This is a genomic window from Pseudomonas sp. PA27(2017), from assembly GCF_001945445.1.
Lineage (GTDB): Bacteria > Pseudomonadota > Gammaproteobacteria > Pseudomonadales > Pseudomonadaceae > Aquipseudomonas.
Genome location: NZ_MSXW01000061.1, coordinates 37,019 through 60,760, shown reverse-complemented (window position 1 = coordinate 60,760; position 23,742 = coordinate 37,019). Strand labels below are relative to the sequence as shown.

Here is a 23,742-nt window from a genome sequence, read left to right as displayed (position 1 = left end):
CTAGCTTAACGGGACAAGCCTTATTTGGCTTGATCTGCGGCAACCACTTTCTTGGCATCGGCCAGCTTGGTGCCGCTCTTGGCAGCCGGTTTGTCAGCGGCTTTGGCTACTGCCTTGGTCGCCGGTTTGGCGACCGGCTTGGCCGCGGCCTTTGGCTTGGCAGACGCTTTGGCCACGGTTTTGGCTGCCGGTTTGGCGTCAGCCTTGGCAGACGCTTTCTCGGCAGGCTTGTCGGCGGCGGCAATGGCGGTGGCGGCAGCCGGTGCCGGATCCGGGGTGCTGTATTTGGCGATCAGGGCCTGCAGGGTGTCCTGGCGGGTCAGCAGAATCTCCACCCGGCGGTTGAGTTCACGCCCATTGGCGCTGTCGTTGGCGGCGCGCGGCATGTCCGGGCCCATGCCCTTGACCATCAGGCGATCCTGCTTGAGACCGCTGAGGCGGAAGATGGCGGTGAACGCACGCGCACGCTCGAGGCTCAGCTCGCGGTTGGTCTCCAGGGCACCGCTGCTGTCGGCGTGGCCGAGTACCAGCACACCGACCTTGCTGTCTTTCTCCATTACCTTGGCCACGCGGGTGATCGGGCCCAGGGTGACCGGCAGGAGCATGCCCGGGCGATCCGGGTTGAAGGAGCCCTTGACCGGCGCGGTGACCACCAGCAGGTTCTCGCGACGCTCCATTTCGAAGTTGCTGTCCTTGATGGCTTCACGCACCAGCGGCTCGTACTCGTCAAGCCAGGCCTGGGTGACTTCCGGCGGCGGCATGGGGACCGGCTTGGGATCTTCCTTCTTCTCGAACAGGGAGCAACCTGTCAGCAGTACGCAAAGCGCCAGCGCGCAAGTCTTATAGGAAAGCATCGGTTCATCCATCTAATCGGTCGAAGTCACCCGGGTAACCCGGAGTCAGCTAAAAGCGTTACTGCGCAACAGTTTAAGCGCGGTTCTTAAAAACACTCACATAAGATAACCGCAAGTTTCTGTGCCCGCGGATCCATTAAGACGAACGGCCCCAAGTTATTCGTAACGAAACCGAAGCTCACGTCGCGCTGCGGGTCGGCGAAGCCGGTGGTGCCGCCTGCACCCGGGTGGCCGAAGGCACCTGGGCCCATGCCGTAGGTGGCATTGGCCACGGCGGGCTGATCGAGCATGCAACCGAGGCCGAAACGGGTCGGCGTCAGCAATGTTCTGTCCTCACCGACACTGTGCTCGCGGGTGAGTTCAGCGAGCAGTTCGCTGTCGAGCAGGCTGCCATCGAGCAGGCCGCTGTAGAAACCGGCCAGGCTGCGCGCATTGCCATGGCCATTGGCGGCGGGTTGCTGCATGCGTCGCCACTCGGGTTTGTTGGTGCTGGTCATGATCGACGGCGGGTTGGCGAAGGCTCGCGTGGTCATCGCCTGGGCGTCGCTCATCATGGTCTTGAGCATCCGCTGCGCCGCCGCGTCGCCGAGGTTGCCCTTGCCCCGACTGATGGTCGCCACGCGATGAAACTCCTCGTCGGCCAAGCCGACGTGGAAATCCAGGCCCAGCGGCTTGGCGGTACGGGCAACGATCGACTCACCGGGCTCGCGCCCCTCGACACGCCGCAGCAGCTCTCCGACCAGCCAGCCAAAGGTGATCGGCGCGTAGCCATGCCCCTCACCCAAGGCCCACCAGGGCGCCTCGGCGGCCAGCGCATCGGTCATGGTTTGCCAATCGTAGAGTGCTTCGGCCGGCAGGCTCTGGCGAATCGCCGGCAGCCCGGCCTGGTGGCTGAGCAGGTGACGCAAAGTGATGCGCTCCTTGCCGGCCGCGGCGAACTCCGGCCAGTAGCGGGCCACTGGCGCATCCAGTTCCAGTTTGCCTTCGGCCACCAATTGCAAGGCGGTGACCGCCGTAAAGGGTTTGGTGCAGGAGAACAGATTGAGGATGGTATCGCTGTGCCAGGCCTGCTGGCCGTCCTTGTCAGCGACACCGGCCCAGATGTCCACCACGGTTTCGCCGCCCACCTGCACGCAGAGCGCCGCGCCGCGCTCTTGGGGGTCGTCGAACAGCGCCGCGAAGGCATCTTTTACCGCTTCGAACTTGAGGTCGAAGTAACCCTGAATCTGCACAGACTGCTCCTGCATGGGAAAGGCGCCAGGCCAGCTGGCGCAGGATGATTAAGGCTTGGGCTCGGCGGCGGCTGGCGCGGTGCCCTCGCTAGCCGGTTCGGCGGCCGGTGCCGCACCCTCCGCAGGCGCAGCATCCGGTTTCGGCTCGGGCTCCTTGGCGGCGTGCTCGAGCACCAGCGGCGGCACGCTGAGGTTGGCCTTGCGCACGGCACCGACGAAGCCGTCCCATGGCCGATCGGTGATCGCCACCAGCCCCAGATGGCCGTTCTCACCATCGAGCAGGCGCCCGGTGACCGGCTGATCGAGGTACTGGAACCAGTGCACGCCGACGATCTGTGGCTCTTCCAGGGCCTTCTTCAGGAAGTTGGCATAGGCCGGGCCACGCTCCTCTTCCTTGTACACCTCGGCGACGCCACCCCAGAACGGCCCGCGATCACGGGAGCCGAAATGGAATTCGGTGACCAGCAGCGGCTTGTCCAGTTTGCGCAGGGCCTCGAAGTCGTAACCCTGCTGCGGCTCGCGGGTGTAGAAGTTGAAGCTCAGCACGTCGCAATACTCGGCGCAGGCCTCTACCGCCTCGGGAATGCTCGCGGAGAAACGCCCGCCCAGCAGCAGGTGGTTGGGCGTATGCCAGTCCAGCGAGTCGGCGATGGTCTTGAAGTAGGTATCGGCGAACAGCCGCAGGAAGCGCTTCATGTCGCTTTCGATCGCCGGGTAGGCCGGGTTGACCGGTGGCGCTTCGAAGCCTGGGTCTTCCATCAGCTCCCAGGCCTTGAGATCGATGCCCCAGGCCTTGGACAGCCCTTCCTGGTTGCGGTACTTGTCGCGCAACTGCTTGAGGAAGGCGCGCTTGGCCGGCACGTCGGTAGTCAGGCGCAGCGTGGCGTAGGCCAACGCATAGCGTGACAGCGGATCTTCCGCCCGGCCGGCCCAGGCCAGTTCGTTGTCGGCGTAATACCCCATCACCCAGGGGTCGTCACGGTGGTCGCGGGTGGCGATGGCGATGGCGCGCTCGGCGGCCATGGCGAAGCGCGGATCGAACGGGTCAGGCATGCCGCCCCACCAGTCGATACCGGTGCTGATGGTCGCGTAGTCGCCATGGATCGACAGCGGAATGCTGTAAGGCATGCGCTTGTCGAGGGCGAAATCGTTGTCGCTCCAGTTGCCAAGGGTGTTGAAGCCCCAGGCTTGCAGGCGATTCTGCGCCCGCTCGCGCCACGCCTGCGGCTTCTGCTCACCATAGGTGCGCTGCAGGTTGGCACTGTAGAAGTCATACCAGCGACCGCTGTCGAAATCGCGACCGCGGTTGGCACCGGTGTCCGACTGGCTGTCGCTGCTGCCGTAGAACGCGGCCAGCGGCTCGCCCTCTGCCGGCAGCGCGCTGAACATCTTCTCGCGCCCTTCGATGTAGGTCTGGCTCTGGGTACCGATTACCGTGTTCACGCCCAGCGAATAGAAGGGATTGCCCTCCGGAGTGACCAGGAACCAGCGACCGCCGCGCTTCTCGGTGCGGAAAAACCCAGTGGCCTCGAACGACGGGCCGCCAATCCAGCCACCGTAGATGTCCTGCCTGGGGTGGTCGGCCTGCCAGGCTTTCAGCTGCTTGTCTTCCTGGACGACGCCCTGGCGCAACTGTTCGTCATTCTTGATCTTGCCCGGCCAGTCGCGTCGGCTGAACTGTCCGTAGCCGTCGACGATACCCTTGTAGGCCTGTTCCAGATCGTCACTGCCACGCACCCCGAAGCGCCCCAGCAATATGTGCTGCGCAGCCTGGGGGTTGGGGATCGACAGCGTCACGGCGGAGACGTTCTTGACGTCGATCTCGCCGTTCACGGTTCCCGCCAACAGCAGCAGGCGGCCATCGTAGCGCCATGGCATCGGCGCCCCGGCGCGCATGCCCTGTGCGCGCGGCGAGGTAGCGCCCAGCGGCATCAACAGGGTCTGCGCCGGGCCGGCTGGCAGAGCGATCTGGCTGGTCAGGCGCTTGCCATCGGCGCTTTCGATGGTGACGTCCAGGGTCAGCGCCCAATCCATGGCGTTCTGCACGCGTAGGCTCATGGCGCTCGCCTCGGACCAGTCCCAGGTACCGGTTTGCGGCGTCAAACGCAGGGTCGGGCGTTCACTGGGATTGAAGCTCACCCGGCGCAGAATCTCACCTTGGGCGGCACTTTCGGCGGTGACGCTGGGCAGGTAAGCGTTGTCACCAGACACCTGCACGGCGTCCATGGGCCGCACGAAGTTGAACAGCTCCTGGCGATCGGCCGCATGGCCCAGAGCCGGCAGGCCGAGCAGCGTGACCAGCGCCAGACGCCGCATCGCCAAGGGATGTCGAGGACGGGCTGCAGCGATGCACAGTGACAGAACTTTGGTGACCAGACCGGCGGGTGCGTGCGCTTCGCACTGCCCCGAACGATCGGCCGACAGCAGCCAGGTGTTGACCTTCAAGACCCCTTCTCCCCGCAACTCGACGACGAATATGAGTGCCCGCGACAATCCCGTCACGAGCCTTTTGCCGCGCATCACGCGCGCAGGCGCAATAGTGCGACAGATGGGGGCTTTACCGCAAAGCCCGCATGTCCGATGACGGGCCAGCAGCAGTTTTTTTACCAGGGCAGCAGGCGTTCAGCTGATTTCCCGTCGAAACGGCGGTAGCGCATTGAGGATCGCCTTGCCGTAACGCTGGGTGACCACACGCCGATCCAGCAGGGTGATGGTGCCGCGATCCTCCTCGGTACGCAGCAGGCGCCCACAGGCCTGCACCAGGCGCAGCGAAGCATCGGGCACGGCGATTTCCATGAACGGATTACCGCCACGCGCTTCGATCCATTCGGCCAGGGCTGCTTCGACCGGATCGTCCGGCACGGCGAAGGGAATCTTGGCGATCACCACGTGTTCGCAATAGGCACCCGGCAGGTCGACGCCCTCGGCAAAGCTGGCCAGGCCGAACAGCACGCTTTCCTCGCCGCTGTCGACCCGCGCCTTGTGCTTGTTGAGGGTTTCCTGCTTGGACAGGTTGCCCTGGATGAACACGCGCTTGCGCCAGTCGCGCTCCAGGCCGTCGAACACGTCCTGCATCTGCCGGCGCGAGGAAAACAGCACCAGCGTGCCGCGCGAGCCCTGCACCAGCGTCGGCAGTTCGCGGATGATCGCCGCGGTGTGCTCGGCGGCATTGCGCGGGTCCGCCTTGAGATCCGGCACGCGCAGCACACCGGCGTCGGCATGGTGGAACGGGCTCGGCACCACCGCGGTGGCGGCCACCTTCGGCAAACCGGCACGCATGCGGTAGCGGTCGAAGGTACCCAGCGCGGTGAGCGTCGCCGACGTGACCAGCGCCCCGTAGGCGACACTCCACAGGTTACGCCGAAGGGTTTCGGCCGCCAGGATCGGGCTGGCGTTGACCTCGATATCGAACAACGCGCCGCTTTCGGCCAGGGTCAGCCAGCGCGCCATGGGCGGACTGTTCTCGGGGTCTTCACTGGTGAACGCCAGCCAAAGTTCCCAGGTACCCTGGGCCCGCGCCAACAGGCTGCCGAACAGCGGGTACCACTCTTCGGCCTGGTGGCTAGCAATGCCGATGCTGGTCTCGCCGTCCATGGCCTCCTTGAGTTTTTCGGTCACGCCGGTGAACAGATCGTTGAGCTTGGAAAAGCCTTTCTTCAGCTCCAGGCCCAACTCGATCAGGTGCTCGGGCACCACGCCACCGATGAACCGGTGACGTGGCCGTTCGCGGCCTTCCATGTCTTCGCCGGGTTTGAAGTCGGCCACCTGTTCGCAGGCGCTGAACATGAACTGCTGATGGGTCTTCAGTTCGCGGGCCAACTCCGGCACCTGCTCGATCAGCCGACCGAGATCACCCGGCAGCGGGTGCTGGGCCAGGAGCTTGGTGAGGTTCTTGGCGATCTGCTCCAGCCAGTCCGCCGTGGAGCGCAGCCGGGTGAAGTGAGCGAAGTGGCCGATGGCCTTGTCCGGCAGGTGGTGGCCTTCATCGAACACGTACAGGGTGTCACGCGGGTCGGGCAGCACCGCACCGCCACCCAGAGCGAGATCGGCCAGCACCATATCGTGGTTGGTGACGATGACATCGACCTTGCCCATGCCCTCGCGGGCCTTGTAGAAGGTGCATTGCCCGAAATTCGGGCAGTGGCGGCCGGTGCACTGGCTGTGATCGGTGGTCAATTGCGCCCAGCGGCTGTCTTCCAGCTCCTGCGGCCAGCTGTCACGGTCGCCGTCCCATTTGTTGCCGGCAAGCTTCTCGATCATGCTGGTGAACAGCTTCTGGCCTTCCTCATCCACGTCGATGCGAAAGCCTTCTTCCTCGAACAGCTGCGCCGTGGAACTCTGCGCCTGGCCTTCCTGCAGCAACACATCGAGCTTGGACAGGCACAGGTAACGGCCGCGGCCCTTGGCCAGGGCGAAGCTGAAGCTGAGGCCGCTGTTGCGCATCAGGTCGGGCAGATCCTTGTGCACGATCTGCTCCTGCAGCGCCACGGTGGCAGTCGCCAATACCAGGCGCTTGCCGGCCGCCTTGGCGGTAGGAATGGCGGCCATGCAGTAGGCCACGGTCTTGCCGGTACCGGTGCCGGCCTCGACGGCCACCACGGCGGGGTCGCCAAGCCGGCGACCTTCATCGTCGGCCTTGATGGTGCCCAGCACCTTGGCCACCTCGGCGATCATCAGGCGCTGCCCATAGCGAGGTTTGAGGCCCTTGGATTCGAGAAAACGGGTGTAGGCGCCCTGAATCTGGGTCTTGAGTTCGGTGCTGAGCATTAAGGATCTTGGCTGCGAAAAGGCTGGATATATTTTCAGTATTCGAAAACGGTCGCTATCATAACGCGCCTATCGTCCGTGTGCTGACTCGCTTGCCGACTCCCGATGAAGAGCACGGCTGTCAAGCGGCCCGGGCGCGACTTTCTGAAACCGATCACCGCAGGTCGAGAGCGACCGGCCGATGCTACAGGACCAGCCAAATAGAAGGCTGCACAGCGTCGTCGAGGTGATCCGCTGGCTACCGGAGTGCGTGAATGCCCCCCTACTCTCTCGTCTACACCTTGCATCTGCTCGCGGCACTGATCTGGGTCGGCGGCATGTTCTTCGCGTGGATGGTGCTGCGCCCGGCGACCGGCACGCTGCAAGCCCCGGAGCGCCTGACGCTGTGGCTGGAGGTGTTTCGCCGCTTCTTCGTGTGGGTGTGGATCGCCGTCGTGCTCCTGCCGGTCAGCGGCATCGGCCTGCTGCACATGGGCTTCAGCGGTTTCGATGGGGCACCGCGCTACGTGCAGGTGATGATGGGCCTTTACTTGGCGATGCTGGCGCTATTCCTGCGCATCCAGGCCTTGCAGTTGCCAGGCATGCGCCGCGCCGTCGAAGCGCAGGACTGGCCCACGGCAGGTGCCGTACTGGGACGTATCCGCCGCCTGGTCGCCTTCAACCTTCTGCTTGGCGTGGCGGTGGTGGCGCTTGCCGCGGCGCGTCCGAGCCTCTAATGAAAAAGGGCCTGTGACAGGCCGTGTGAAAACGTAGCGAGCGAAGGTCAGGCAAGGCAAAAACCGGCGAAAAAGCGCAGTTTACGAGCTGTAAATGAGCTTTTTGACTGGGCTGGCATTCCAGCCGGTTTTTAACGCCGCATGACCGAGCGCAGTAGTTTTCACACGGCCTGCTGAAGGCCCTTTTCGCTCAAAAGCGCACCACATCCAGCCGACCGGCATGGCCCGCGGCGCCGGGTTGCCCTGCGCTGCCCGGGCGACCATCCAGGCCGGCGCTGGTGCTGTAGATCCAGCAGCCCTTGCTCGCCCCACCGCTGCCGGCATTGCCAGCCGTACCCGCTGCACCGCCCGCGCCACCATCGAGGCGTGCTTGCAGATGCTCGACGGGGAAGTCGCTGGGCACTTCCAGGCGGATCTGCCCGCCCGCTGCGCCGGGGTGACCATCGGTACCGTCCTGGCCGTCATGGCCGGCGCTGGCCTTGCCCCAGGCACAACCGCCGGCCTTGCCGTTGGCGCCATCCAGGCCGGTGTAACCCGCCGCACCGCGGCCGCCACGCGCATCGAGCAGCCATGGCTCGGTGGTCACCGACTGCATGCGAATCACCAGCGTACGTCCGGGAATTGCCGCCTGCCGCGCAGTGCCTGGCGCCCCAGGCGCACTGATCTGGGCGCCCGAGGCGATCCGCCCGGTGCCGATATCCAGCAGCAAGCGCTCATTCGACGGCGCGATGGCGATCTGCGCGTCGTGGCCCAGTTGCAGCTCACCGATATGCAGTTCGCTGATACCGGCAGGAATCAGCAGCGTGCCGCTGTCGGCGACCGCCACGCGATCGAGCTGCAACACGCTGCCGTGGGCCGACAGGCGCGTGAAGTTGTGGGAGTCGACTTCGATAACGGCCGCCGCCATGGTCACCAGAGGGCAGCACAGAGCTGCCAGCACAATCAGCTTGCGCATAGGGCGGTCTCCTCGGTATTCAGCGGAGCAGCTACCGCCACGCGCTCGGCTGCGGAAAGCGACCACAGATGAAACATGCCGAAGGCCACCACCTTGGCACGCTCGATTGCCACGCGGGGCTGTGCCCGAATCGCCGAATTGAAAAGCACCAGCTCCGTCAGGTGCAGGCCCAGCACGGCAAGGCCGGCGAGCGTCAGCAGCTGCGCGAACGGTTGGGCATACGGGGAGATAAGATTGGTCAACACGACGCACCAGAACAGCGTCGTCAACAGCTTGCCCAGTCCTGCAATAACGTTCATAGCCCGCCCCATCCCACAGTGTGAATGTGCGGCACATTACTGCGTTTACGGGTTGGGAAACAGAGGGTCAGACAGAAAACGATGTCCATTGCGTGACACCGTGTTCCTGACCGGCACGGGGCCGGTCAGGATGCTCACGAAGGCCGAGTCAGGCTTATGGCCGGGCTTCGACTTCCGCTTCCACACGACGGTTGATCGCACGGCCTTCTTCGGTGGCGTTGTCAGCAACCGGACGGCTTTCACCATAGCCGACTGCGTTGACGCGGGTACCGCCCACGCCGTACTGATTGACCAGCACCTCACGAACGGCGTTTGCACGGCGCTCGGACAGTTTCTGGTTGTAGGCGTCGGTACCAACGGAGTCGGTATGGCCTTCAACCACGGTAGTGGTCTGCGGGTATTGCTTCATGAAATCAGCCAGGCTCTGGATGTCGCCCATGCTTTCCGACTTGACTTGCGCCTTGTCGAAATCGAACTTGACGTCCAGCTCTACACGTACGGCTTCGGCAACCGGCTCAGGAGCGACGGTTTCTTCGACAATGACGGTTTCTTCCACAACCGCCACTTGCTGATCGTCAGCGCCGTGAACCCAGCAATAGGCAGCGGCGAAACCGGCACCAATTACCGCACCACCACCTGCCCAGGCCGAACTTTCGATGGCACCCAGAGCAGCACCGCTGACACCACCAACGGCAGCGCAGGTCGGCCAGTCGGATTTCTGGACGCCAGCGCAGCCCGTCAGAAAGGTGGACGCAATGATCAGGGGTACCGCTTTCCTTGTAATACTCATATGCAAGTCTCCTAATGGGAATCGGCGCAAAAACCGACACTCTGGATTAAAGACGCCCGCTTTTAAATCTGCCAGACATCACTACGACATTACTGTAGGCCGAACAGTTCTAGTTGAATGTGAACATGCGCGGTAGTCTTTCGTGATCGCTTCGAGGTTTCTGATGACGCAGATCACATCCCCCCGCACGCCCCAACAATCGCTGGCCGCTCTACTGCAACGTTATGCGCCGTCCCGACTGCTTCTGGTGAGCGCCAGCGAACAGCCAGCAGTGAATGCCTATCAACAGGCACATCCGCACAGCCAGATCGCTCACGCCGCCCCCGGAAGCCTCGCCGGCGACCTGGCGGCGCAGCGTTTCGACCTCGCCGTGGTGGTCGATTGCCTGGAGCACTTGCAACGCAAGGACGGCCTGCAGTTGCTCGGTGGCATTCGCAATCTCAACGCCAGCCGCATGGCGGTGCTGGTCGACCTGCCCGCCTGTGGCTGGAAAGACACCGATTTCTTCGCCCTCGCGCTGCAGGTCAGTGAACGCTTCGCGCGCGACGAGCAGGTGCTCAGCCTGTTCACCTACGATTTGCTGGAATACAAACAGGCGCCCGACTGGCTGAACGCCAAGTTCTGGGCCAACCCGGAGAATTTTGGAAAGTACTGGTGGTAAGCATGAAACCTGACGCGATTCCAAGCGGCTGCCCATGCGGCAGCGGCGACTCGCTCGCCGACTGCTGCGGGCGCTATCACGATGGCGCGGCGGCGCCTTGCGCCCAGAGCCTGATGCGCTCGCGCTACAGTGCCTACGTGCTGGGCAATGTGGATTATCTGGTGGCGACCTCGCTGCCGGCGCAGCAGGCGAAGCTGGACATGGACGGCATTCGCGCCTGGAGCCTGCAGAGCACCTGGCTGGGCCTGGAGGTCGAGCACTCGGAATTGCTCGGCGGCCAGCCCGAACATGCCCGCGTAACCTTCGTGGCCCGCTGGCACGACGCCGATGGTGAACACAGCCACCGCGAGCGCTCGGCCTTCGTGCAGAACGGTGGCCGCTGGTACTTCATCGACCCGACCGTGGGTTTGCAAGCCGGCCGCAACGACCCGTGCCCATGCGCCAGCGGCCAGAAATTCAAGAAATGCTGCGCGACCTACCTCTAGGGGTGAACCTCAAAGCAGCTTGAGATGCGAGGTATCCGGCGCTGGCGCTGCCGGTGCAGGCTTGGCCTGGCCCATGTCGCTGCCCACCGGCGCCAGGCTGAACGAAGACAGATCCAGATCGGGCGCCGCCACCGGCGCCTTGCCGTCCTGCAGATCCGCCCCCAATGCGGCGACCCCGAAATCCGGCGCATCCACATCGACGAACGCGGCCATGTACTCGTCCCGCGGCGCAACCACCAATCGCCCGGTGGACTGTGCCGAGGCCTGGCTGACCAGTGCGGCCGGTGGCGGTGGCGCCAGCTCGATTTCCTCGATGACCTGGGCGTCGGTATCGACCACCTCGACCCGAGCCCCGGCGCGCTCCAGCGTGCTGCGGTACTTCTCGGCACCGGCCTCGTCCAGATTGTTCTTGATCACCACGCGGCGCCCGGAAAACAGCTGGGCGATTCGCTGTGCATCGGCCTGGAACAGTTTGGCCAGATTGGCCTGAACCACCTCCAGCTGAGCACCGGGCACCAGCTCACCGGAAAATGCGATCTCGTATCGCGCCATCATCCCTTCCTTCTCGTCGGCTCGCCGCGCCATTTCGGCCACGGCAATAAAACCTAAATGCATGCAGGCCAGTATGACGCAGCTTTTTGCGCACGCACGAGCATCAGTCGGCATTTTCCCTTGCGAGCTGCACTGCGCAATGAAATGACAACAGGCCTAGGGTAGCCAAGCCGTCTCTTGTTACACTGGGGGCTCGAACGGAGTATGAAATGTTTTATCAGGCGCAAATGATAAGAATTCTTAGCCTAATGGTATTCCTGGGTATGGGCGCGGCGCTCAGCGGCTGCTCGACTTGGTTCTCGGACAGTTTCGAAGACCCTGACGTACGCCTCGTGGACGTCAACGTGGTCAAGGCCAAACTGCTCGAACAGCGCTTCGTCCTGCGCTTTCGCATCGATAACCCCAACGACGTCAGCTTGCCGATACGCGGCCTCGAATACGTGGTGCACCTGAACGACGTGCTGCTCGCCGATGGCGAGTCGGAAGTCTGGTTCACCGTGCCGGCCAAGGGGCACCTGGAGTTCGATGTTCCCGTGCGCACCAACCTGTGGCGCCACGTGCGCCAGGTGGTCAAGCTGCTGGAGAACCCCGATGAGCCGATTCGCTACCGCCTGCAGGGTGAAGTGAAAACCGGATTATTCTTCGGCCGCCGCGTGCACATGGCGCGCAATGGCGAGATAATTCCCGGCGATTATCTTCCGGAGTGACCCGCATGACCCAGCAACCCCACGTCCATGGCCCTGACTGCAACCACGATCACGACCATGATCATCACCACGATCACGGTCATGTGCACGGCCCGCACTGCAACCACGGTTCTCAGGAGCCGGTACGCAATGCCCTGAAGGACATTGGCCGTAACGACCCTTGCCCGTGCGGCAGCGACAAGAAATTCAAGAAGTGCCATGGGGCTTGATCAGCTCCTGATCCTGCTTGCGGTACTGATCGTCGGCGCACTCGCCTTCTACGCGGCTCATCTCTGGCGCCAGGTCTGGGCCAGACAGCATCAGCAGGCGCAAATGCGCCTCGCGCAACGCCAGCGCCTGCATGACGATCTACGGGTGTTGGCAAGCTCCCTGCTCGACGGCCAGCTGCCGCTGATCGAAGGTGCCATCCGCATCAAGGTGCTGCTCGACAATTACGACAGCGAGCTGAGCCTCACGCCCCAGGCCCAGGTGTTCCAGCGTCTCTACGACGCCACCGCCCATGTACCGACCCACGCCGATTGGCAGGCCCTGAGCCGCGCCGAACGCCGCCTGCACGAAGCACGTTTCGCCGAGCTGAACGAGGCCCATCAGCAGCAGGCTCACCAGGCGGCGCGCTGGTTGCTCGACGAGGGGCTGGCCACCCGGCCATAACCCCACGTCGCATCGCCTCTCGCGCCACTTGCCAGGCGTGATGGGCCTCTCTACCTTTAGCGCCGTTCGCGCCCAAGGCGCCGCCTACTACCCTTTTTCTTCAGGAGTCCGCCGCATGCTGCCGCGCGCTTTCCGCCCTCTCGCCACCCTGAGCCTCGCCGGCCTCGTTACCGGCATGGTCGCGCTGAGCGGTTGCCAATCCCTGCTCGACAGCCGTTATCGCAGCAGCGTGGCGCCGGATCAGGGCTCCTTTCGCGTTCAGGGCCTGGCACAGACCGCTTCGGTGCGCCGTAACCCGCTCGGTATGCCGCTGATCGAGACCCACACCTTCCACGACGCCCTGTTCACCCTGGGTTACGTGCATGCCAGCGATCGCCTCAGCCAAATGGTCAGCCTGCGCCTGATGGCCGAAGGGCGTCTGGCGGAGATGGCCGGCCCCGGCGTGCTGGAGATGGACCGCTTCATGCGCGCGGTGAACCTGAAGAAGAGCGCCGAGGTGCTCTACAAGAATGCCTCGCCACGCATGAAGGCGTTCTTCGAGGTCTACGCCCGCGGCGTCAACGCCTACCTGTTCCGCTATCGCGACAAGCTGCCGATGGATCTGGCCGAAGCCGGTTATCGCCCACCGTACTGGAAACCGGAAGACTCGGTGCTGGTGTTCTGCCTGCTCAACTTCGGCCTGTCGGTGAACCTGCAGGAAGAAATCGCCGCCCTGAGCATGACCCAGAAGGTCGGCGCCGACAAACTCGCCTGGCTGCTGCCCACCTACCCGGACGAGCCGCTGCCGTTCGAGGAGGCCGACAAGCTCAGGGGCCTCAACCTGGGCGGCAGCATTCCCGGCCTGCAGGCAGTGAAGAGCGCCGCCGCCCAGGTGTCCGAACAGCACATGCTCGGCGTGGCCGCCTCGAACAACTGGGCCATCGGCTCGTCGCGCAGCCGCAGCGGCAAGAGCCTCTTGGCCAACGACATGCACCTGCCGATCGAGCTGCCCTCGGTGTGGAGTTTCGTGCAGATCCGCGCACCGAAATTCCAGGCCTCCGGGGTCACGGTCGCGGGCATTCCCGCGGTGGTCGCCGGCTTCAACGGCAAGCTCGCCTGGGGCATGACCATGGTCATGGGCGACAACCAGGACCTGTTCCTCGAGCAGGTCAAACGCGAGGGCAATCGCCTGCTGTACCTCGCCGACGGCAAGTGGCAGCCGGCCGTGCAGCGCCAGGAAACCTTCTTCATCAAGGGCCAGAAGCCGATCCGCGAAACCGTCTACGAAACCCGCCACGGCCCGCTGCTCAACAGCGTGCTGGGCGAGCGCAAGCACCCCATGCAGCCATTGCAGATCCAGAGCGGCTACGGTCTGGCGCTACAGACCGCGCAGTTCGAAAGCGACGCCAGCCTGGACGCCTTCTTCGACCTGTCCCGTGCCCAGTCGGTCGAGCAGGCCTTCGAGGCGACCCGGGAAATCCGTGCCATGCCACTGAACCTGGTGTTCGCCGATGCCGAGCATATCGGCTGGCAGGTCACCGGGCGCTTCCCCAACCGCCGTGAAGGCCAGGGCCTGGTACCCTCGCCCGGCTGGGACAGTCGCTACGAGTGGGACGGTTTCGCCGACCCCATGCTCCACCCTTACGACCAGGATCCGCAGCAAGGCTGGCTGGGCAGTGCCAACCAACGCAGCGCACCGCGCGGCTATGGCATGCAGTTGTCCAACTCCTGGTATGCGCCGGAACGCTACGAACGCATCGCGCAGCTGGCCGGCAGCGGCCGCCACGACACGCAAAGCATGATCGCCATGCAGTACGACCAGACCTCGCCCTTCGTGGCCAAACTGCAGGGCATGTTCGAAGCGCAGAACATGGCCGCACCGCTGCGCCAGGCCATCGACCGCCTGCCTGAAGCGCAACGCGGCAAAGCCCGTGAGGCCCTGAGCCGGCTGATGGCCTTCGATGGCAAGCTCTCGGCCACTTCCGCGGATGCCGCCGTGTACGGTGCCTTCCTGCACCAGAGCGCCAGGGAAATATTCCTCGACGAACTGGGCCCTGATACCTCGCCGGCCTGGAAGGCCCTGGTCGATACCGCCAACCTGTCCTACTCGGCCCAGGCCGATCATCTGCTCGGCCGTGACGACAGCCCGTTCTGGGACGACGTGCGCACCGCTCAGAAGGAAGACAAACCGGCGATCCTGGCGCGCAGCCTGGCAGCCAGCATCGAGCTGCTCGAGCAGCGCCTGGGCGCCGATCGCAATGCCTGGCAGTGGGGCAAGCTGCACACCTACGAATGGCGCAGCGCCAGCACGCAGATGGCGCCCTACCTGAGCGCCGGCCAGCGCGCCAGCATCGCCTCGCTGAAGGGCTATCTGGATCGCGGCCCCTACCCTGCCGGTGGCGACCACAGCACCCTGAATGTCTCGGCCTACAACTGGGGCCAGGATTTCGATACCTGGCTGATTCCGAGCATGCGCATGATCGTCGACTTCGGCCGCGAGGAACCGATGATCGGCCTCAACAGCTCCGGGCAGTCGGGCAACCCGGCCAGCCCGCACTATGCCGATGGCATCGACGCCTGGCGGCGCGCGCAGTACGTCAGCTTCCCGGTGCTGCAACAGAACCTGGAGAAGACCTACGGGCGCAAACGCCTACTGCTGACGCCTTGAGGCACCAGGCTGGTGCCTTGCGCACCAGCCCGGGGCAACGCAGCTGCACAGAGGCAACGCCGGCTACAAACCGGCGGCGGCCTGCGCCAGTACCGGCGCCCGGCAGCCCTTGCCGGGCGTGAGCGCCGCCAGCCGAACGCGCATCTTTGATGCTGATTGGCACACTCCCTGCTCGTGTACCCGCAGACATCGAGCCTGTCGGCATACGGCAGGCTCCCCGAAACGAATCGGGACCGGACAAAGGCGTCCTTGCACTCACGGTGCAGGACGCCTTTTTTTCGGCCCCACGTTGGCCCGGGTCAGCTAAACGGAGGTCGCGGATGAAACGCTTGAAACTGGTGATGATCGGCAACGGCATGGCCGGCGTGCGCACGCTCGAAGAGCTGCTGAAGATTACCCCCGACCTTTACGACATCACCGTGTTCGGCGCCGAGCCGCACCCCAACTACAACCGTATCCTGCTCTCGCCGGTACTGGCCGGTGAGCAGACCTTCGACGACATCGTGCTCAACGACCTCGCCTGGTACGCCGACCACGGCATCGAACTGCGCCTGGGCCGCAAGGTACTGGAGATCGACCGCGTCCGCCGCCAGGTGATCGCCGATGACGGCAGCCGCGCCGCGTACGACCGCCTGCTGATCGCCACCGGCTCGCGGCCGTTCATGCTGCCAATCCCCGGCAATACGCTGGACGGCGTAATCGGCTACCGCGACATCGCCGACACCCGCCTCATGCTCGACAGCGCCAACCGACACCGCCGCGCGGTGGTGATTGGCGGTGGCCTGCTGGGCCTGGAAGCGGCCCACGGTCTCAAGCTACGTGGCATGGACGTCAGCGTGGTGCATAACGGCGCGACCCTGCTGGAGCGCCAGCTCGACGAGCGCGCCGGGCGCCTCCTACAGGCGGCGCTGGAAAACCGCGGCCTGCACTTCGCGCTTGGCAAACAGACCAGCGAACTCATCGGCAATGCTGCCGGCCGGGTCAGCGCCGTGCGCTTCAGCGATGGCGAGAGCCTGGCGGCCGACCTGGTGGTGATGGCCGCCGGCATTCGCCCCAATATCGAACTGGCCCAGCGCGCCGGCCTGCCGTGCGCTCGCGGCATCCTGGTCGACGACACACTGCAGAGCTTCGACCCACGTGTGTACGCGGTGGGCGAATGCGTCAGCCACCGGGGCGTCGCCTACGGCCTGGTGGCGCCGCTGTTCGAGCAGGCCCGCGTGTGCGCCAGCCACCTGGCCATGCAGGGCTATCGTCGCTACCTCGGCTCGCTGACCTCCACCAAGCTCAAGGTCACCGGCATCGAGCTGTTTTCCGCCGGGGATTTCGCCGGTGGCCCGGGCACCCAGCGCATCACCCTGGACGACCCGACCACCGGCAGCTACCGCAAGCTGGTGCTGAAGAACGACGTACTGGTCGGTGCCTGCCTGTACGGCGATACCGCTGATGGCGCCTGGTATCTGCAACTGATCCGCGAAGGCCGCAATGTGGCCGCCATCCGCGACCTGCTGATGTTCGGCGAAGCAGCCGCGGCCAGCCAGGCACCGACCGTGCCTGCCGAACCGCTGCCTCTGCAGGGAGCAGCCTGATGAACGACCGCGCCACAAAGACCACCGCCTCGACCTGCTGTTACTGCGGCGTCGGCTGCGGCGTGCTGATCGAGCACGATGGCGAACGCATCCTCGGCGTCAGCGGCGACCCGACGCACCCGGCCAACTTCGGCAAACTGTGCAGCAAGGGCGCTTCGCTGCACCTGACCGGCGACCTCGCCGCCCGCGCCCTGTATCCTGAACTGCGCCTGGGCAAGAACCTGGGCCGCACTCGCACGGACTGGGACAGCGCTCTGAATCACGCCGCCGATGTGTTCGCCGCAACCATCCGTGAGCACGGCCCGGACAGCGTCGCCTTCTACATCTCCGGGCAGTTGCTGACCGAGGACTACTACGCGTTCAACAAGCTGGCCCGCGCCCTGGTCGGCACCAACAACATCGACAGCAATTCGCGCCTGTGCATGTCCTCGGCGGTGGTCGGCTACAAGCGCAGCCTGGGTGCCGACGCGCCGCCCTGCTCCTACCAAGACATCGAAGAAGCCGACACCCTGCTGATCATCGGCAGCAACATGGCCTATGCTCACCCGGTCCTGTTTCGTCGCCTGGAAGCCGCCAAGGCCGGCAAGCCGCAGATGAAGGTCATCGTCGTCGACCCGCGGCGCACCGACACCTGCGAGCTGGCCGACCTGCATCTGGCCATCGCCCCCGGCAGCGATGTGGCGCTGCTGCACGGCGTGTTGCACCTGCTGCTGGAACAGGGGCGCATCGACCACGCCTTCATCGAAGCGCATACCGAAGGCTTCGACGCGCTGCAAAGCCTGGTTGCCGAATACGAACCCGCACGCGCGGCCGAGCTGTGTGCGATCAGCGAGATAGACCTGCGGCGCTGCGCCGACTGGATCGGCCGCTCGCCGCGCTTCCTGTCGTTGTGGTGCATGGGCGTCAACCAATCCACCGCCGGCACCGCGAAAAACGCCGCGATCATCAACCTGCACCTGGCCACCGGGCAGATCGGCAAGGCTGGCAGCGGCCCCTTCTCGCTGACCGGCCAACCCAATGCCATGGGCGGACGGGAGACCGGCAGCCTGTCCAACCTGCTGCCCGGCCACCGCGAGGTCGCCAACCCCGAGCATCGCGCCGAGGTCGCCGCCTACTGGGGCGTCGACCAGTTACCGGGGGCGCCGGGGCTCAGCTCCATCGAGCTGTTCGAAGCTGTCGGCAGCGGCAGGATCAAGGCGCTGTGGATCGCCTGCACCAACCCGGCCCAGTCGATGCCCGACCAGCACAAGATTCATCAGGCCCTGCGTGATTGCCCGTTCGTGGTGGTGCAGGAGGCTTTCTCTACCACCGAAACCTGCCGCTTCGCCGACCTGCTGCTGCCCGCTGCCAGCTGGGGCGAGAAAGAAGGCACGGTGACCAACTCCGAGCGCCGCGTCAGCCGTGTGCGCCGTGCGGTGCCGGCACCTGGCGAAGCGCGGGCGGACTGGTCGATCACCTGCGACTTCGCAAGGCGTCTGGAAGCCAGGCTGCCTGGCGTACCGTCCGGGCACTTCGCCTTCCACACTGCCGAGCAGCTGTTCGAGGAATACAAGGTGCTCACCCGCCGACGCGATCTGGATCTGAGCGGGCTCGGCTACGGTCTACTGGAAGCCCGCGGCCCACAGCAATGGCCGTTTCCCCAGGGCGCCGAATCCGGTACGCCGCGCCTCTACGGCGATGGCCGTTTCCCGAGCGCCAGCGGCCGGGCACGCTTTATCGCCGAGGCCTATCAACCGCCCAGGGAGCGACGCGATGCGCGCTATCCACTGACGCTCAACACCGGGCGCCTGCGCGATCAATGGCACGGCATGAGCCGCACCGGCACTGCATCACGACTATTCGCCCATGTCGAGGAACCGCTATTGGGCCTGCATCCCCAGGATATGGCGCAGCGGCAGTTGCAGGACGGCGCACTGGTCGAAGTACGTAGCCGCCGCGGCGCACTGGTGGTGCGCGTACAGGCCGATGCCAGCCTGCAACCAGGCCAGGCATTCCTGCCCATGCACTGGGGCGACCGTTTTCTCAAGGGTCTGGGCATCAACGCCCTGACCCTGCCGGCGTTCGATGCGCTGTCCAAACAACCCGAGCTCAAGCATGCCGGCATCGAAGTACAGGCCATCGACCTGCCCTGGACCCTCCAGGCGCTGATCGAAGGTGACGTGCAGCAGCGCCTGGAGGCCCTGCGCCCGCTGTGCGACAGCTTCGCCTACGCCAGCTTCGGCCTGGTCGGCCGCGAGACGCCGGCCCTGGTACTGCGCGCCGCCCATCATCACGCCCCTGCAGCGGATCTGCTCGATCAATTGCACGAGCGCCTGGGCCTGAGCGATGGCCCGGTGACGCGCTACGACGACCCGCGCGATGAACAGGGCTGCATGCCCATTCACAAACGGGTGCGCATCGAAAAAGGCCGCCTGACCGGCTACTGCCTGAGCGGCGAAACCCGCGCGCGCAACTGGCTGCGTGAGCTCTGGCAAAACCAGACCTCGCTGGACGATGACACCGGCCGTGCCCTGCGGCGCTGGCTGCTGGCACCGCTGGAGTCGCCGCCCGGGCAGACCACGACCCGTGCCGGCAAAACACTGTGCACCTGCATGAACGTCAGCGAGGCAGCCATCCGCGAAGGCATCGAACACGGCTGCGACCTCACCGCACTGAAACAGAATCTTGGCTGCGGCACGCAGTGCGGCTCCTGCGTCCCGGAAATCAAACGCCTACTGGCGCTAAAGACCCTCGAAGCCTGACGCAGATCAGGTCGACCCGAAACATGAGGATTACCGTGATGAACCCAAGCGTATGGCTGATCGGCGCCGGCCCCGGCGACCCGGAACTGCTCACCCTCAAGGCGGTGCGCGCCCTCGGCCTGGCCGACGTTGTGCTGATCGACGACCTGGTCAATCCGCGGGTGCTGGAGCACTGCCCCGGCGCCCGGGTGATTCGCGTCGGCAAGCGCGGCGGCTGCCGCTCGACGCCCCAGGCCTTCATCCACCGCCTGATGCTGCGCTATGCCCGCCAGGGCAAGGTCGTGGCACGCCTCAAGGGCGGCGACCCGTGCATCTTCGGCCGGGGCGGTGAAGAAGCCGATTGGCTGGCCGCGCGCGGCGTGCAGTGCGAGATCGTCAATGGCATTACCGCCGGTCTCGCCGCCGCGACGCGTTGCGGTATCTCCTTGACCCTGCGCGGCGTGGCCCGCGGGGTGACGCTGGTCACCGCCCACACCCAGGACGGCAGCTCGCCCAATTGGCAGGCGCTGGCCCACAGTGGTACGACATTGGTGGTGTACATGGGCATCGCCACCCTGGTCGACACCCGCCAGCACCTGTTGGATGCCGGCATGGCCGCGCACACCGCCGTGGCGATGATCGAGAACGCCTCCCTACCCGATCAGCGCGAATGCCGTAGCACCCTGCAGGCAATGGCCGACGACGCTAAGGCCTTCGAGCTGAAAAGCCCGGCCATCCTGGTGATCGGCGACGTGGTCGGCGCCGCCATCCTGGCCGCTGAACAGCTGCAGGTGCAAAGCGCCTGAAATCAGCATAAGGACGGGCACGCCGTACCCTCGAGGTTGATCCCAAAGGGCCATCGCAACGCGCCCTTGCCTGCACGATTGGCTACACCGCGCCAGAACTGGACTGCTATTTGCACCGTTGTGGTTCAACACTGCGACCAACAAGACGTTCCCATGCCTGATCACAAGATGCCCCCCACCCTGCGCTTCATGCTAGCCGCCCGCCGTTGCGAGCTGCAGGGCCTGGAGAGCCTGTCCGTCACCTGCGAGCTGGTCACCCGGATCAGCCAACTGGTGCACCAGTTGCAGAAGGAGCGCGGCTACTCGAACGTCTATCTGGGCAACCAGACGGATCACTACCTGCACCAACTTGATGCGCACAGTGCGGGTTCTGCCGCCGTAGAGCGCGAGGTGCACGACTGCTTTCTATCCATCGACACCGCCCAGGCCAATGCCGCCGACCGCGCCCGCCTGTTCAACCGCATCGCCTACGTGCTGCATGGCCTGGAGGAATTGCCCGGGCTGCGTCGGCGCATCCGCGAACGGCAATTGTCCCCAAGGCAGGCGACCCAGGCCTTCACCCGCCTGATCGGCGGGCTGCTGGCGGTGGTTTTCGAGGCGGCCGACACCGCTGCCGAGCCCGGCATAACCCGCGTTCTGGTGGCGCTGTTCAACTTCATGCAGGGCAAGGAACTCGCTGGCCAGGAACGCGCGGTCGGCGTCGAAGGCTTCTCCCGCGGGCATTTCGACGATGAATTGCAGGCTCGCCTGCTGCACCTGCAGGAAGGCCAGGAGCGCTGCTTCGACATCTTCGGCGAGTTTGCGGGCGACGAAGCCAATGCCCTGTGGCAGCAGATTCTCGGCACCGACACGGTTGCCCAGGTGAGCAGCCTGCGTGGAATCGCCAAGCGCACCTCGGCCATCGCCCAGGTGGATCCGGGTTTGTGCGAGCTGTGGTTCGAACTCAACACCAGGCGCATCGACGCCATGAAACAGGTGGAAAGCCACCTGACCCAATGCCTGCTCGAACGCTGCCGACGCAGCATCGCCGAAGCCCACGCCGACCTGGACAACCATCGCGCCCTACTCGGCCGCGTGGCGCAGATGGATGCCGGCAGCGATCAGGCGCTGCTGTTCAGTGTGCACAGCAGCACCCTCGACGCCCCGCCTCAGAACGCCGTGGGCAATCACCTGGCCCGCTCGGTACTGGACCTCCTGCACGAGCAGAATCAGCGCCTGCAGCAGGTCAGCGACGAACTGCAGGAAACCCGCGAAACCCTAAACGAGCGCAAGCTGATCGAACGCGCCAAGAAGCTATTGATGACCGACTACGGCTTGAGCGAAGACGCAGCCTACGCCCGCCTGCGTCAATCGGCCATGGAGCGCAACATGCGCCTGGTCGACGTCGCCCAGAGCTTGCTCAGTTTTGCGGCGCGCAAGGCCCAGGAAAAGCCGCGTGGCGACAAGGGCAAGCGCATCTGAACAGGCTCTGCGTAACACCCCGTTTAATCGTAGCCCGTGGGGCATACGCTGCGCCCTGGTAGCCCGGCGCTGAGCGTAGCGATGCCCGGGAAGCGGTTTGCGCCACAAAGCCAGCGCCAATTCGGAATCCATCCTAGGTATCGCTTCGCTCAACCGCAGGCTACGGGTCACCCTCCCATGCACCTGTGCCGCGCACCGCAGGTGACCGACGCCCCGCAGCTGTGCGGCACCGCAAGTCAGCCCCCTCGAACGCCAGCTCGCCAAAGCGCCTCAACACCGACTGAAAAGCCTTCCCACTCAACCAGTTAACTCCGCGAACGCCACCTCTACGGGCCGATTGCAAGCCGGCAAGGCATGGCGCCGTGCTGCTGGCATGCAACCTGCTATGTCCCTTGGCGAGGAGGCAGTCTCTGCCCCTCCACAATCCGAATTCCTGGACAACGGCGTCCACACTCGATGCAGCCCAGCGCTGCCATGAGCGTGACGCCGTTTTTTTATGCGTGCTTTTTGGGGAGAACGAGATGGACGACACGCCACGCGCCGCCGACGAAAAAGCCGGCCTGCCACGCCGCACCTTCCTCAAGCAGTCCATGGGGCTGCTCGGCGGCGGCGCCTTGATGAGCATGCTGCCGGCGGGCCTGAGCAGCGCGGTATGGGCGGCAGGAACCGACGGCCTGGAAACCACCAAGGCCAAGCTCGGCTTCATCGCGCTGACCGATGCCGCACCATTGTTCGTCGCCGAGGAGCTCGGGCTGTTCGCCAAGCACGGCATGACCGACGTCGAAGTGCTCAAGCAATCCTCCTGGGGCACCACCCGCGACAACCTGGTGCTCGGTGCTGGCAGTGGCGGTATCGATGGCGCTCATATCCTCACGCCGATGCCTTACCTGATGGCCGCCGGCACGATCACCACCAACAACACGCCGCTGCCGATGGTCCTGCTGGCGCGCCTGAACCTCAATGGCCAGGGCATCTCGATCAGCAAGGAATACCAGGATCTCAAGCTCGGTACCGATGCCAGCGCCTTCAAACAGGCGGTCGCCGCCAAGCAGGCCAAGGGCCAGAAGATCGCTGCGGCGATGACCTTCCCCGGCGGCACCCACGACCTCTGGCTGCGCTACTGGATGGCAGCTGGCGGCATCGAGCCGAACAAGGATTTGCCGACCGTGGTCATCCCGCCACCACAGATGGTCGCCAACATGAAGGTCGGCAGCATGGATGCCTTCTGCGTCGGCGAGCCGTGGAACGCTCAGTTGATCAACCAGAACATCGGCTACAGCGCGGTGACCACCGGCGAGCTGTGGGCCAACCATCCGGAAAAGGCCCTTTCGCTGCGCGCCGACTACGTGAACGCCAATCCCAACGCGACCCGTGCCCTGCTCAAGGCGGTAATGGAGGCGCAGATGTTCTGCGAAGCCGCAGCCAACAAGGAGCAGGTCGCGGAAATCTGCGCCAAGCGCCGCTGGATCGGCGCGCCTGCCAAGGACCTGCTGGCGCGCCTGCAGGGCAACTTCGATTACGGCAACGGCCGCGTGGTTGAAAACAGCCCGCACCTGATGCGCTTCTGGAGCGAGTTCGCCTCCTATCCGTTCCAGAGCCACGACCTGTGGTTCCTCACCGAAAACAAGCGCTGGGGCTACCTGCCGAAGGATTTCGACAGCCAGGCGCTGATCGACCAGGTCAACCGCGAGGACATCTGGCGCCAGGCAGCGGCCGAGCTGGGCGTGCCCGCCGAGCAGATTCCCCAGAGCAAATCCCGCGGCGTCGAGACCTTCTTCGACGGCAAGACCTTCGACCCACAAAACCCGCAAGCCTATCTCGACAGCCTGGCCCTCAAGGCCTAACCGGAGAAA

At 64.9% G+C, this 23,742-nt stretch carries 19 protein-coding genes and 1 pseudogene; 12 read left to right on the top strand and 8 right to left on the bottom strand.

Features of this window, described 5'->3' with window-relative positions; all coding sequences use genetic code 11:
* Positions 1-20 precede the first annotated feature (20 nt).
* The 4 genes from BVH06_RS21775 to dinG all read right to left on the bottom strand — a co-directional run bounded on the left by BVH06_RS21775 (position 21) and on the right by dinG (position 6,853).
* The gene (locus BVH06_RS21775) at positions 21-854 is read right to left on the bottom strand and encodes an OmpA family protein (RefSeq protein ID WP_075935449.1); all 834 of its coding nucleotides are present in this window, start codon (positions 852-854) and stop codon (positions 21-23) included.
* Positions 855-940: 86 nt separating this feature from the next.
* Positions 941-2,086 carry a serine hydrolase domain-containing protein gene (locus BVH06_RS21770; protein WP_075935777.1) on the bottom strand — a complete coding sequence of 382 codons (1,146 nt, stop codon included), beginning with the start codon at positions 2,084-2,086 and terminating at the stop codon, positions 941-943.
* A gap of 48 nt (positions 2,087-2,134) precedes the next feature.
* Complete coding sequence (locus BVH06_RS21765) at positions 2,135-4,402, bottom strand: beta-agarase (RefSeq protein ID WP_075935776.1); 2,268 nt, start codon at positions 4,400-4,402, stop codon at positions 2,135-2,137.
* A gap of 306 nt (positions 4,403-4,708) precedes the next feature.
* Positions 4,709-6,853, bottom strand: a complete 2,145-nt coding sequence (gene dinG / locus BVH06_RS21760; protein ID WP_075931351.1) for an ATP-dependent DNA helicase DinG — start codon at positions 6,851-6,853, stop codon at positions 4,709-4,711.
* Positions 6,854-7,107: 254 nt separating this feature from the next.
* On the opposite strand from dinG, the gene BVH06_RS21755 reads away from it, so the two are divergent.
* Positions 7,108-7,569, top strand: a complete 462-nt coding sequence (locus tag BVH06_RS21755) for a CopD family protein (RefSeq protein ID WP_075931352.1) — start codon at positions 7,108-7,110, stop codon at positions 7,567-7,569.
* Between the two features lie 190 nt (positions 7,570-7,759).
* Here BVH06_RS21755 and BVH06_RS21750 read toward each other — a convergent pair whose 3' ends face one another.
* The 3 genes and pseudogenes from BVH06_RS21750 to BVH06_RS26095 all read right to left on the bottom strand — a co-directional run.
* A complete protein-coding gene (locus tag BVH06_RS21750) occupies positions 7,760-8,524 on the bottom strand; it encodes a collagen-like triple helix repeat-containing protein (RefSeq protein WP_075931353.1) in 765 nt (254 codons plus the stop codon).
* A complete protein-coding gene (locus BVH06_RS21745; RefSeq protein WP_075931354.1) occupies positions 8,512-8,823 on the bottom strand; it encodes a DUF1145 domain-containing protein in 312 nt (103 codons plus the stop codon). Before BVH06_RS21745 ends, BVH06_RS21750 begins: the two co-directional genes overlap by 13 nt.
* A gap of 154 nt (positions 8,824-8,977) precedes the next feature.
* Positions 8,978-9,334 (bottom strand): annotated as a pseudogene (locus BVH06_RS26095) (OmpA family protein); the annotation flags it as partial.
* 442 nt (positions 9,335-9,776) lie between these two features.
* Between BVH06_RS26095 and BVH06_RS21735 the strand changes: the two are divergent.
* Both BVH06_RS21735 and BVH06_RS21730 read left to right on the top strand, forming a co-directional pair.
* Positions 9,777-10,274, top strand: a complete 498-nt coding sequence (locus BVH06_RS21735) for a DUF6231 family protein (RefSeq protein ID WP_075931356.1) — start codon at positions 9,777-9,779, stop codon at positions 10,272-10,274.
* Positions 10,275-10,276: 2 nt separating this feature from the next.
* Positions 10,277-10,759, top strand: coding sequence for a YchJ family protein (locus tag BVH06_RS21730; RefSeq protein ID WP_075935448.1), 483 nt, complete (start codon positions 10,277-10,279; stop codon positions 10,757-10,759).
* Positions 10,760-10,768: 9 nt separating this feature from the next.
* On the opposite strand, the gene BVH06_RS21725 is transcribed toward BVH06_RS21730, so the two are convergent.
* Positions 10,769-11,311, bottom strand: a complete 543-nt coding sequence (locus BVH06_RS21725; RefSeq protein WP_075931358.1) for a hypothetical protein — start codon at positions 11,309-11,311, stop codon at positions 10,769-10,771.
* A gap of 209 nt (positions 11,312-11,520) precedes the next feature.
* On the opposite strand from BVH06_RS21725, the gene BVH06_RS21720 reads away from it, so the two are divergent.
* From BVH06_RS21720 to BVH06_RS21680, 9 genes are all read left to right on the top strand, one after another.
* Positions 11,521-12,018, top strand: coding sequence for an LEA type 2 family protein (locus BVH06_RS21720; protein WP_075935447.1), 498 nt, complete (start codon positions 11,521-11,523; stop codon positions 12,016-12,018).
* Between the two features lie 5 nt (positions 12,019-12,023).
* Positions 12,024-12,227: an SEC-C metal-binding domain-containing protein gene (locus tag BVH06_RS21715; protein WP_075935446.1), complete on the top strand. Its 204-nt coding sequence runs from the start codon at positions 12,024-12,026 to the stop codon at positions 12,225-12,227.
* A complete protein-coding gene (locus tag BVH06_RS21710) occupies positions 12,217-12,669 on the top strand; it encodes a DUF2489 domain-containing protein (RefSeq protein WP_075935445.1) in 453 nt (150 codons plus the stop codon). The genes BVH06_RS21715 and BVH06_RS21710 overlap by 11 nt, the downstream gene beginning before the upstream one ends.
* 175 nt (positions 12,670-12,844) lie before the next feature.
* Positions 12,845-15,316 carry a penicillin acylase family protein gene (locus tag BVH06_RS21705; RefSeq protein WP_256562788.1) on the top strand — a complete coding sequence of 824 codons (2,472 nt, stop codon included), beginning with the start codon at positions 12,845-12,847 and terminating at the stop codon, positions 15,314-15,316.
* A gap of 320 nt (positions 15,317-15,636) precedes the next feature.
* Entirely contained in the window at positions 15,637-16,902 is a 1,266-nt protein-coding gene (locus tag BVH06_RS21700) for an NAD(P)/FAD-dependent oxidoreductase (protein WP_075935444.1), read from the top strand.
* Entirely contained in the window at positions 16,902-19,643 is a 2,742-nt protein-coding gene (locus BVH06_RS21695; RefSeq protein ID WP_075935443.1) for a nitrate reductase, read from the top strand. Before BVH06_RS21700 ends, BVH06_RS21695 begins: the two co-directional genes overlap by 1 nt.
* Positions 19,644-19,681: 38 nt before the next feature.
* Entirely contained in the window at positions 19,682-20,428 is a 747-nt protein-coding gene (gene cobA / locus BVH06_RS21690) for a uroporphyrinogen-III C-methyltransferase (protein ID WP_075935442.1), read from the top strand.
* 153 nt (positions 20,429-20,581) lie between these two features.
* Positions 20,582-21,889 carry a nitrate regulatory protein gene (locus tag BVH06_RS21685; RefSeq protein ID WP_075935441.1) on the top strand — a complete coding sequence of 436 codons (1,308 nt, stop codon included), beginning with the start codon at positions 20,582-20,584 and terminating at the stop codon, positions 21,887-21,889.
* A gap of 521 nt (positions 21,890-22,410) precedes the next feature.
* Positions 22,411-23,733, top strand: a complete 1,323-nt coding sequence (locus BVH06_RS21680; RefSeq protein WP_075935440.1) for a CmpA/NrtA family ABC transporter substrate-binding protein — start codon at positions 22,411-22,413, stop codon at positions 23,731-23,733.
* Positions 23,734-23,742: the final 9 nt, after the last annotated feature.